Source organism: Gracilimonas sp. B-17 (assembly GCF_056857935.1).
In genome coordinates, this window is record NZ_JBSXOA010000010.1 from 105487 (window position 1) to 117273 (window position 11787).

Below are 11787 nucleotides of genomic sequence, written 5' to 3' on the forward strand. Positions count from 1 at the left end.
TATTGCGTTTTTTTAGTGGTAGAAATTATCAGTACGTTCAAAAATGATAAATCTCCTCTTTAAACTAGCTAAACCTTGAATTTTTAACTTCTCACCAATGAAAAAGCTTTCTCTCTTTGCACTGATATTTTGCCTGGGAATATACTCGCCTACAAATGCACAGGACAAAATATCGAATTATCCCGTTGATGAAACCCTCTATGAAACGTTAACATATCGAAATATTGGGCCTTTTCGTGGAGGCCGATCAACTACGGTTACAGGTATCCCGGGAGATATTTATACTTATTACATGGGTACAACCGGAGGTGGTGTTTGGAAAACAACTGACGGTGGAACAACCTGGCAAGTTATCTCTGACGGTTATTTTAATACCACAGGAATAGGTGACGTTACAGTAGCCCCTTCTGACAATAATATCATTTATGTAGGTACAGGTGAAGGACCTGTTCGAGGGGTTAAAACATCTCATGGTGATGGTGTTTATAAATCAACCGATGCCGGTGAAACATGGACACATATTGGGCTAGAAGCTACTCGCCATATTAGCCGGGTTTTTATCCATCCAAAAGATCCCGATGTAGTATACGTAGCTGCGCAAGGTAACCCCTGGGGACCAAATGAAGAGCGAGGTATTTACTTAACCAAAGATGGTGGTGAAAACTGGGAGAAGATTCTATACGTGAATGAAAACTCAGGTATTGCTGATCTAAGTGTAGATCCATCCAATCCGGACATTATGATGGCTACTTCCTGGGATTTTAATCGAAAGCCATGGTATGTTCAAAGTGGCGGGCCGGGCAGCAAAGTTTGGAAAACAACTGATGCCGGTAAAACCTGGAAAGAAATAACTAAAGGGCTCCCGGAACTGAAAGGGAAAATGGGGGTTTCAATATCACCTGCAAACCCAAAGATAGTTTATTTGGCTATTGAAGCATTAGGCAAAGAAGGAGGAGTTTATCGCTCTGATGATGGTGGTGAAAGCTTTGTGCAAACATCAAATGACCCAACAACTTATGCCCGAGCCTGGTACTACATGCATATTGTTGCGGATCCCTCAGATGAGGACGAATTATGGGTTTTAAACAGCTTCGCAATGAAGTCTATAGATGGTGGTAAAACATTTTCCGGGAGTATGTTTACTCATGTTGATCATCACGATATGTGGATCAATCCGGAAAATAGTGAGAATATGATCAATGCCAATGATGGCGGTGGAGCCGTCACTTACAACGGTGGAGATACATGGTCATCAATTAGGAATCAGCCTACCGGACAGTTTTATCGTGCTATAACCGATAATCAATATCCATACCGTGTTTATTCCGGACAGCAAGATAATAGCTCTATCGTAATTGATAGCAGAACATCTGATGGCGGAATTGGTGAGATGCATTGGAATATCATCCGTGCCGGTGAATCCTCAACTGTTGGATTTGATGCTGACAACCCTCGCTTTATTTATTCTACTTATTTTGCCAGCAACTTCATTGAGTGGGATAGCGAAATTGATAATGTTAGAATGGTTAGACCCTATCCAGAACGAGTAAGTGGCGAACAACCTAAGAATTTAAAATATAGAGCCAACTGGAATGGACCAGTACTTGTTTCTCCACACAATCCCTCTGTTATCTATTATGGTTCTCAGTATGTGATGAAATCATCTGATAGGGGGGTAACCTGGGATGTAATAAGTAAAGATCTCACTAGAAATAATAAAGATCATCAAGGTAAAGGCGGTGGCCCAATTTCTAACGAGCAAATTACTGCCGAAAGTTATAACAACCTTTTCAACATCGAAGAATCTACAGTTCAGGAAGGTGTTATTTGGGTAGGCTCTGATGACGGTTTAGTGCATGTTTCTAAAAATGCAGGCGAAACATGGACAAATGTTACCCCAAAGGGTTTACCGGAAGCCATTATTAATGTTGTTGAGCCTTCTCCTCATGACCCTGCCACTGCGTATATCGCTGTTTCGGGTTATAAAATGAATGATTTCACTCCTTACATTTTTAAAACCAATAATTATGGATCATCATGGGAAAAGATAGTAACTGGTATTCCGGGTAACACATTTGCTCGTACAGTAAGAGAAGATCCTGATAAAAAAGGGTTACTTTATGCGGGTACAGAAACCGGGGTTTTTGTTTCCTTTAACGATGGAAAGAACTGGCAACCTCTTCAGAATAACCTTCCGGAAGTGCCTATTACCGATCTTAGAGTTAAACGAAAAGATTTAGTAGTAGCCACTCAGGGACGTGCATTATGGATTTTAGATGATCTAACTCCACTACATCAGATTTCTGATGAGGTAGCAAAAGCAGATTACTATCTATATAAGCCCCGAGATTTCAACACTGGGATTTCCATTTCATATAGCGTAGATGTAGCTCCTGGCGAGAATGCCCCCTCTGACTTACAAATTACATATGTCCTTAATAAAGAAGTTGGGAAAGATGTTCCGATGTCATTGGAAATAATAGACAGTAAAGGAACCATTGTTCATTCCGAAGTTACTAATGAGCCACCAACGCAATGTGATTCTATGAAAAGACCACAACTAGAAAGAAGTTCAGGTGCTCATGTTTATAGTTGGAATATGCGAGTTGGCATGTTCGATTGCATTAAAGAGGTAACAACTACCAGCCGTAACTTGAGCGCTTATGATGCCACACCCGGCAAGTATAAGGTGAAATTGAGTATCGGTGATTTCAGTCAAACTCAAGATTTTGAACTTAAAATTCACCCGAATATTCTTAGCAGTATCCCAAACGCTGCCGCCTCATTCGCTGAACGCGATCAACTTTCTGCTTCATTATTTGCGGCTGCAACCGAAATGTCTAAAGGTGTTCGCGACCTTCGTCAAGTACAACGCCAAATTGATTTTGCTTTAGATGTTTCAGACAACAAAGAAGTTAAAGATAAAGGTGCTGCTTTAAACCAAACTATTGAAGATTGGATTGCGGAAATCTTACAGAAAGAGATGCGTACAGGACAACACAATTATCAGTTTGAAGCAAGATTACTACTTAGATACAAGGATTTCTTAAACCAAATGAGCAGAGGAAATATTCCTGTTACAGCTGGCTCAAGAGAGGTTACCAGAGATTACTTAAAAGAGTGGTCCGATCTGAAAAAGGAACTTAATACTATAAAAAATCAATCCGTAAAGAATTATAGTAATTTATTGGTAAGTAATGGTTTGCCTGAAATATACTGGCCTGAATAAACTTAAAATTTCTTTATTACGATTATTAAGGATTGGATCTCGTGAGGTCCAATCCTTTTTATTACAACAATTAAAGTGTTTTACCCCGCCTCTTCCGCAACAATAGTTACTTCAGGCAGAAGAGTTGTAAATGTTGACTTCAATCAGCTTTCTCCGACCACACTGCAAATTCATTTCCACCGGGTTCTATGAAATGAAATCGTTCTCCACCCGGAAAAGCATAGGTTTCCTTCACGATCCTGCCACCGGATTCCTTTATTTTATTTTGAGTGGTTTTTAGGTCTTTGCTATAAAAAATGACCAGCGCACCGCCCAATTCAGAATTGGATACGTTTTCAGACTTATAAAATCCGCCGTTGATTCCTTCATTTGTAAAATCACAGTACTCAGACCCGTAGTCATTGAACTTCCAGCCAAATGCTTTTTTAAAGAAATCCTTAGTTGACTCTAAATCCCTGGATGCGAATTCTACATAATCGATCTTTTCATGATGTGACATAACACCTCCATTAGTTACCTCCAATGTAGCTAACAGGTAATTATAGAACAATTAGACTGTAGAGCTATTTATTATCCAAATTTGTTATGTGTACCGATATACAGTACATTTACATCTATTACTTCCAACTATATGGTTTCAAATCATGAAAGAAGATAAAAAAGTCAAATCTATACACCCCGGAAAGATCCTTTTGAGTGAATACCTGGAACCCCAAAATATCAGTCAGCGCGAGTTTGCACGTTGCATATCGGTCTCACCTAATCGCGTGAATGAGATCATAAGGGGAAGGCGTTCTGTTACGGGAGACACGGCGATACGATTTTCTATTGCCCTGGGCACAAGTGCTGAAATGTGGCTGGGTCTGCAAGCTCATTACGATCTTGACCAGGCCCGAAATGAGATCTCAGATGAAGAGATCAACAGCATCGAAAAGATTTAGTTCGGATCAGATTCTTGTGTGGATGAAAGCTGTACGATCAAACTTCAGGACCCTGCAGATATCACCCGGTCTTTAGCCGCTCCCAATCCAAATAATAACTGAAGACCGGCAATGGCCAGCATGCTGTATAGTGGAATGGTCCAGCTGTTGGTCAGGTCGTGAACGAACCCAAACAGAACGGGACCAAATGCAGCAATAAAATAACCTACACTTTGTGCCATGCCTGACAAACCGGTTGTCAGTTCGGCTGAATCAGCTCGTAATACCATGAATAGCAGTGCCAGGCTAAAGTTTCCACCCAATCCAAAACCTAAGACTGCAGCCCAGGTTGATATCATAAAAGTATCCGATAGCAGGATCCCGGTCATTCCTATGATCTCCATAGCTCCGGTCACCCAAACTATCTTTCGCTGATCTGAAAACCGACCGGCAATGGAAGGAATGATCAGTGAACCTAAAATTCCGGCTCCCTGAGAAACAGATAGCACCAGCCCTGCCTTTGTTGGCGTCATGCCCCGGTCGATCAGGATCTCCGGTAACCAGGCCAAAACCGCGTAAAAAATCAGGGATTGCAACCCCATAAAAAGAGCTATTTGCCAGGCGATCGGTGAAGACCCAAGTTTCTTGATCGCCATTCCAATATGAATGGGATTTTTAGGCTTGGTTCTGTTCTTAAGCTGAGGTATCCAAAAAAGTAACCCGATCATCGAGAAAGCTGCCCAGCTACCCAGCGAAAATTGCCAGTTAGTAGCCTGTGCAAGAGGGACACTCAATCCGGCGCCCAGGGTAGCACCGATACCCATAATCCCGGAATATAAGCTCGTCATAAATCCGGTTCGTTGCGGAAAGTCTCTCTTCACGATAGAAGGCATAAGTACGTTCATCACTGCTATACCGATCCCCAAAAATAATGTACCGATATATAGCGCCGGTATATTGGCGAATGATCGACCCAATACTCCTACGGTTAGAATAAATAAAGCGGCTCCAAGGGTGACTTCCAGCCCAAACCTTTGGGTAAAATACAGCGTGAAGCCCGATAGTATGGCAAAACAGATGAGGGGCAAGGTGGTGATCAACCCGATCATGCTGTAGGATAACCCCAGTGCATTCTGAATGGATTCCGTTAGCGGTCCAACACCCGATAATGGGGAACGCATGGAAAGTGCAATAAAGACAATACCGAGAATCAGGATGTAGCGTTTTTTGACAGCTGGGCTAATGGAAGGACCTCTTGTTTGAGCGGATGATTTTTAAGAAACTTTACTGCGTTTAATATACGGAGTTCACATAGTTATTAGGAAATCACTTGCATTGATAGGCTTGTTCATATTATGCTATTCGATCTTTAATACTCCCTTATCAAATCCCAACAAACATTTATCAAATCCTGACTACCCACACTACTCGCTTTGATTTCACTGCTCCCTTGACTAATTTAAGTTTGTGAAAATTTCTGCTACATATCGTTTGATCGCTTCCGTGCTCAGTATGAGTATCCTGATCGGGGTTTCTATCCCTTCAGGCCTTCATGCCATGTCGGATGAGGTGTGTAATGATATGGAGGAAATGCATATTCCAATGAACGAGCATGCAGAAGACTGTCCTATGAACGACGGTACCCCTCATCAACAGGAAGCTGATGGGAAGCATCACGATCTTCATGACCTTGGTTTTGCCTGCGCTTGTTCGGTAGAGGAAGCCCCGGTCAAAACAGAAGCACAGACACAATTAAAGGTGAAAGTTCCAGCTTTACTGGTTGTTCAGATCCTGGCTGAATTTCACACAGACGAACCCGAAACCAATGCTTTTCAACTTCCGGTTTCGGACGCTTATTCACCACCTCCTATCTATCTCCTCAACGAGACTTTTCTGAAATAGGGATTGGTGTGTCTTTGAGTCGGTTGCTTTTTCTCTGACTCTCCTCCCTGTAAAATCAGAAAGCTGATTTTACGGTCCCTCCGGAGGGACACAGGTTCTTACCAATTTCTAAGTGTTAAAACGAACTTCATAATCTGAATTTGGCCAGAACCTATCTCTCTTGGGAGAGAGACCGATTTCAGCTTTGCTGGAAATCAGAGAGGACAGTAAGGACAACCAAGCTCATATCAACTTCTTTGGAACCAGAGCCTGCCTGTCCGGTAGGCAGGGTTCCTGCAAGCATTCCGAACCGGGAGGTTCAGAACTAGGCTCAAGTTTCTCTTTACGATCAACGAATCCACCAATAACGAAATCATGCTAAATAAAACCATTCGGTTTTTTCTGGAAAACAAACTCGTGGCCGTGCTACTATTACTGGTCATGGTAGGCTGGGGGCTTGCTGTTGCGCCATTTAACTGGAATTTAGATTTCCTGCCGCGCGATCGCGTTCCGGTGGATGCCATCCCAAATCTTGGTGAGAACCAGCAGATCGTGTATACCGATTGGGAAGGACAATCCCCTCAGGATATTGAAGACCAGGTCACCTATCCATTGACCACGCAGCTGTTAACTGTACCCGGCATCAAAACCGTGCGAAGTAATTCGATGACCGGTCTTTCCATCATATATATCATTTTCGAAGAGGATGTGGATTATTATTGGAGTCGCTCCCGCATCCTTGAAAAACTGAACTCACTTCCGGCAGGCACTATACCTGAAGCTGCCAAGCCGGCTCTTGGACCTGATGCCACCGGTTTAGGGCAAATATTTTGGTACACACTGGAAGGCAGGGATGCAAATGGTGAACCGGCAGGAGGATGGGACCCTCAGGAACTTCGTTCTATTCAGGATTTTTATGTGAAATACGGGTTATCCGGGGCTCAGGGAGTGGCAGAGGTTGCCTCTATTGGTGGTTATGTGAAAGAGTACCAGGTCGATATCGATCCAAATAAACTTAAATCCTATGAGGTCACGCTTTCACAGGTTATAGATGCCGTACGAAAAGCCAACGCGGAGACCGGCGCCCGCACCATCGAGATGAACAATGCAGAGTATCTGGTTCGGGGCATTGGCTATATCAATGACCTTAAAGATCTGGAATCGGCTGTAGTTAAAGTCGTGGACAATACACCGGTCCGCATTCAGGATGTGGGATTTGTGAGTATGGGACCCGCTCCACGCCGAGGTGCATTGGATAAGGCAGGAGCAGAAGCTGTGGGTGGAGTGGTCGTGGCCCGGCAGGGTGCTAACCCCCAACAGGTGATCGATAACGTAAAAGCACAGATCGCTGAGATCTCAGCCGGTTTACCTTCAAAGATCCTTGTTGACGGCAGGGAATCTAAGGTTACCATTGTGCCTTTTTATGATCGTTCTACTCTAATATCAGAAACATTAGGTACGCTGGAAGAAGCCCTGACCCTTCAGATCCTGATAACCATCATTGTGATCGTCATAATGGTCATGAATCTGCGAACTTCTGTTCTTATCTCAGCCATGCTGCCCATTGCCGTACTTATGACCTTCATTGCCATGAAGTACTTTGGCGTTGATGCCAATATCGTAGCCCTTTCGGGTATAGCCATTGCCATCGGCACCATTGTGGACATGGGTGTTATTCTATCTGAGAATATGCTCAGGCATATGGAGGAAATGGAGGATGATGAATCACTATTGGAGGTTATTTACAATGCCACTGTTGAGGTTGCCGGTGCTGTACTGACTGCGATCGCTACTACCATAGTGAGTTTTCTACCAGTTTTCACCATGTTCGCTGCAGAAGGAAAGCTCTTTAAACCACTGGCCTATACCAAAACCTTTGCACTGATCGCATCCATCATTATCACGATCACACTGATCCCTCCGTTTGCTCATTGGTTCTTCGGGTTGAAGATCAACAATAGAAAATTGAAGCTGAGCTGGAACGGATTATTGGTGATCGGTGGGCTTGTAACCATATTCACTATTTCGGGCTGGGGAGGATTTTTGATCCTGGGTTTTGGGCTGATAAATGGAGCCGGTTTCTTTTTAGGTGGAAATTATCAAAAACGAATATCACTACTGAACAACGTACTGGCTGTTGTAGTAGTAACCTGGCTACTGACCAAATACTGGATGCCGTTTGGACCATCGGTCTCATTTGCCGGGAATCTATTCTTTATTGTGATCGTGATCGCACTGATCCTCGCTGCCTTTTGGCTGATCATCAGATATTATCAACAGATCATAAGTTGGTGCCTGGATCATAGAAAAACGTTTCTTGCCATCCCTGCCACTTTCCTCATCTTTGGTGTTATGATATGGCTCGGCTTTGCCACCACATTCGGCTTTGTGGCCAGGAGCTTAGATGTGGTTGGGATCAATATCAGTGATACATCTGCCTGGACTTCAGCTTCTGAAACCTTCCCGGGATTGGGCGAGGAATTTATGCCTGCACTGGATGAAGGCGCCTTCCTTCTAATGCCAACCACCATGCCTCATGCCGGAGTGGAAGAGGCAGAAGACGTAATGCGCAAAATTGACCTTTCCGTTAATGCCATCCCGGAAGTTGAAATGGTCGTTGGCAAAATGGGTCGGGCAGAATCGGCACTGGATCCTGCTCCCATCTCCATGTTCGAGAACGTTATCCTCTACAAATCAGAATATAAAACCGATGAGAACGGGCGACGTATTCGTTTCAGAGTAGGTGAATCAGGAGAGTTTGAAAGAGATGATCAGGGAGACCTGATCCCGGATGAAAGTGGTGAGTATTTTCGCCAATGGCGTGATCACATCCAATCACCGGATGATATTTGGGAAGAAATTGTAGCCGCTGCACGTATACCCGGCACGACCTCAGCACCTAAGCTTCAGCCAATAGAAACACGGTTGGTCATGCTACAATCCGGCATGCGAGCACCTATGGGAGTGAAAGTAAAGGGAAGTGATCTGCAAGAGATCGAAGACTTTGGCTTACAGTTAGAAGAAGTGCTGAAGAAAGCTGAAGGCGTAAAAGCTTCATCCGTTTTTGCTGAACGTATTGTTGGTAAACCTTATCTGGAAGTACATTGGAACCGCGAGCAGCTGGCCCGCTATGGTTTATCTGTTCAGGATGTTCAGCAGTTCATGTCTATGGGTGTGGGAGGTATGGCCGTTTCAACCTCGGTTGAAGGGCGTGAGCGATACCCGATCCGTGTTCGTTTTGCGCGTGAACTGAGGGATAATCCGGAAGCCCTGGGTGATCTGCTGGTTCCAACTAAAACGAACGTGCAGGTTCCACTTTCACAGCTTGCTGAGATCAAGTACCGTCAGGGCCCACAGGCTATAAAAAGTGAAGATACTTTCCTAGTTGGCTATGTTATCTTCGATAAGATAGATGGCTATGCTGAAGTCGAAGTGGTTGAAAATGCTCGCCAAACCATTCAGGAGAGTGTAGATGCCGGTGATCTGGTCATTCCGGCCGGTATCAATTTTGAATTTGCCGGAAACTACGAGAATCAGGTACGGGCGGAAAGAAGATTAAGCGTCATTCTACCTATTGCCCTGATCATCATATTCCTGATCATGTATTTCCAGTTTCGTTCGGTAAGTACAACTGCCATGATCTTCAGCAGCATCTTTGTGGCCTGGGCAGGTGGTTTCCTGCTTATCTGGCTATATGGTCAGGGCTGGTTTCTGAACTTCGACCTATTTGGCCAGAACCTACGGGATCTCTTCCAGATGGGGACCGTGAACCTGAGTGTTGCCGTGTGGGTCGGCTTTATTGCACTGTTTGGCATTGCTGCAGATGGCGGTGTGGTGATGGCAACCTACCTGGATCAATTGTTTGACCGTAAGAAACCGAAAACACCTAAAGAATTACGGGAAGTGGTTATCGAGGCAAGTACAAGACGAATTCGCCCGACCCTGATGACAACAGCCACAACTATTCTGGCACTATTACCGGTACTAACCTCTACAGGCCGAGGTTCGGATATCATGGTGCCTATGGCCATCCCAAGTGTAGGCGGGATGCTTTTGCAGGTCATCACATTATTGGTGATCCCTGTGCTGTATTACATGTGGAAGGAATTTAAAATGAAACGGAGAATGTCATGAAAAATCAACAAATCAAAGGTAGGAAGGCTATTTTGACTAACCTCCCTGAAAAATCAAACAAGCTGATTTTTCTGTCCCTCCCGGAGGGACACAGGGTCTGGCCAGAATCAAAGAATTTAACTCGATTTCACAGTTCTGAATTTGGCAAGAACCCTATTTCTCTTTGGAGAGAGACAGGATTTAGCTCCGCTATAATCCAGAGAGAGGGCAACCAAGCTCGAATCAATCCAGTTGGAACCGGAGGTTCCGGCATGCATTCCGAACGAGACGTTCGGAACGAGCAGGAGTCCTACGTGAACTTTGCGAGATCTTTGCGCCCATTGCATTTAGTTACGATGGTATTACTACTCCTGCTGTCTTACACGGCACCCGCCCAAACGATCACCCAATATCAACAAGAAGCCGCTCAAAATAACCCGCAGTTAAAAGCGAAATACCAGCAGTACTTATCGGCACTGGAAGAAAGCCCTATTCTGGGAACTCTGCCTGATCCGGAAGTTTCGTTTTCCTATTTCATCAAACCCATTGAAACGAGAGTGGGACCGCAACAAGCACGTATTTCCATTTCACAGATGCTTCCATGGTTTGGATCTTTGAGAGATCAGCAGTCTGCATCCGACCTGCGTGCAAAAGCCGCTTTTGAGGCATTTCAGGAAAGCCGAAACCAATTGTTCTACAAGGTTGAGCAAACTTTGTTAGAGCTCTATGAGATGGAAGAAAGCATCCGTATCGCTGAAGAAAACCTATCAATCCTTAACTCTTTAGTAGAACTCAGCCTAGCCCGATACGAAACCGACCGTGCCACACAGGTAGATGTGCTTCGGGCGCAAATTGAAGAGGAGGACCTTAAAATTCAGATCCAGCTCTTAAAAGATAACCGGGAAGTGCTTTTTCAAAAAATGAATGAGTTACTGAACCGGAATAGTGTCTTCAAATTATCCATGCCTGATTCACTTGAAGAACCGACAATTAAGACCCGGACGGAATTATTAGCTGAAATTCAGCAACATAATCCAAAACTGAATCGGTTACGATATCAGGAAGCGTCGTCTGAGGAAATGATATCACTGGCTCAAAAACAGAATAAACCCGGGATCAAGCTTGGACTGGATTACATATTCACCGGTGAAACCAATATGCCCAATGTGTCCAATAGCGGTGAAGATGCCCTAATGGTCATGGCAGGATTTCGGGTTCCTATCTTTGGGAAAAAGAATAAAGCCAAAGTTCAGCAGGCAGAGCGGAATATTCAGGATATACAACATCAAATATCATCGGGCGAAAATACACTGAAGACCGAACTTGATGCTGCATTACGAGATTATCAGGATGCCCGCCGCCGCTACCAACTGTATGACACCAAACAGATCCAACGGATCACCCAGGCCATTAACATTATGATGGAGGCCTACTCATCAGATAGTTCTGAATTCGAGGAGATCCTCAGAATGCAGCGCAAACAACTTGAATACCAACTCAAACGCATTCAGTCAAAAACCGATCAACATAAAGCAGCAGCTTATATCAGTTATTTAACGGGTGAGCATAACATGAACATCGAACAAGGAATATCCAACACCGAAAATTGAACGGTGTTGAAACTAAGCGTTAAAAAAAATTCAC

7 protein-coding genes are annotated in these 11787 nt (G+C 44.1%); 5 read left to right on the top strand and 2 right to left on the bottom strand.

Annotated features, from left to right (window positions below; genetic code table 11):
• The first annotated feature begins 97 nt into the window (after positions 1-97).
• Complete coding sequence (locus AC13FX_RS03750) at positions 98-3229, top strand: WD40/YVTN/BNR-like repeat-containing protein (protein ID WP_482879123.1); 3132 nt, start codon at positions 98-100, stop codon at positions 3227-3229.
• Between the two features lie 139 nt (positions 3230-3368).
• Here AC13FX_RS03750 and AC13FX_RS03755 read toward each other — a convergent pair whose 3' ends face one another.
• The gene (locus AC13FX_RS03755; protein WP_482879124.1) at positions 3369-3728 is read right to left on the bottom strand and encodes a VOC family protein; all 360 of its coding nucleotides are present in this window, start codon (positions 3726-3728) and stop codon (positions 3369-3371) included.
• Positions 3729-3873: 145 nt separating this feature from the next.
• Between AC13FX_RS03755 and AC13FX_RS03760 the strand changes: the two genes are divergently transcribed.
• Positions 3874-4170: a HigA family addiction module antitoxin gene (locus AC13FX_RS03760; RefSeq protein ID WP_482879125.1), complete on the top strand. Its 297-nt coding sequence runs from the start codon at positions 3874-3876 to the stop codon at positions 4168-4170.
• Positions 4171-4214: 44 nt separating this feature from the next.
• Here the strand turns inward: AC13FX_RS03760 and AC13FX_RS03765 are convergent, their stop codons facing one another.
• The gene (locus tag AC13FX_RS03765; protein ID WP_482879127.1) at positions 4215-5330 is read right to left on the bottom strand and encodes a CynX/NimT family MFS transporter; all 1116 of its coding nucleotides are present in this window, start codon (positions 5328-5330) and stop codon (positions 4215-4217) included.
• 286 nt (positions 5331-5616) lie between these two features.
• Here AC13FX_RS03765 and AC13FX_RS03770 point away from each other — a divergent pair, with 286 nt between their 5' ends.
• From AC13FX_RS03770 to AC13FX_RS03780, 3 genes are all read left to right on the top strand, one after another.
• A complete protein-coding gene (locus tag AC13FX_RS03770; RefSeq protein WP_482879128.1) occupies positions 5617-6051 on the top strand; it encodes a hypothetical protein in 435 nt (144 codons plus the stop codon).
• A 354-nt stretch (positions 6052-6405) separates the two neighbouring features.
• Complete coding sequence (locus AC13FX_RS03775) at positions 6406-10164, top strand: efflux RND transporter permease subunit (RefSeq protein WP_482879130.1); 3759 nt, start codon at positions 6406-6408, stop codon at positions 10162-10164.
• Entirely contained in the window at positions 10161-11753 is a 1593-nt protein-coding gene (locus AC13FX_RS03780) for a TolC family protein (protein WP_482879131.1), read from the top strand. The genes AC13FX_RS03775 and AC13FX_RS03780 overlap by 4 nt, the downstream gene beginning before the upstream one ends.
• Positions 11754-11787: the final 34 nt, after the last annotated feature.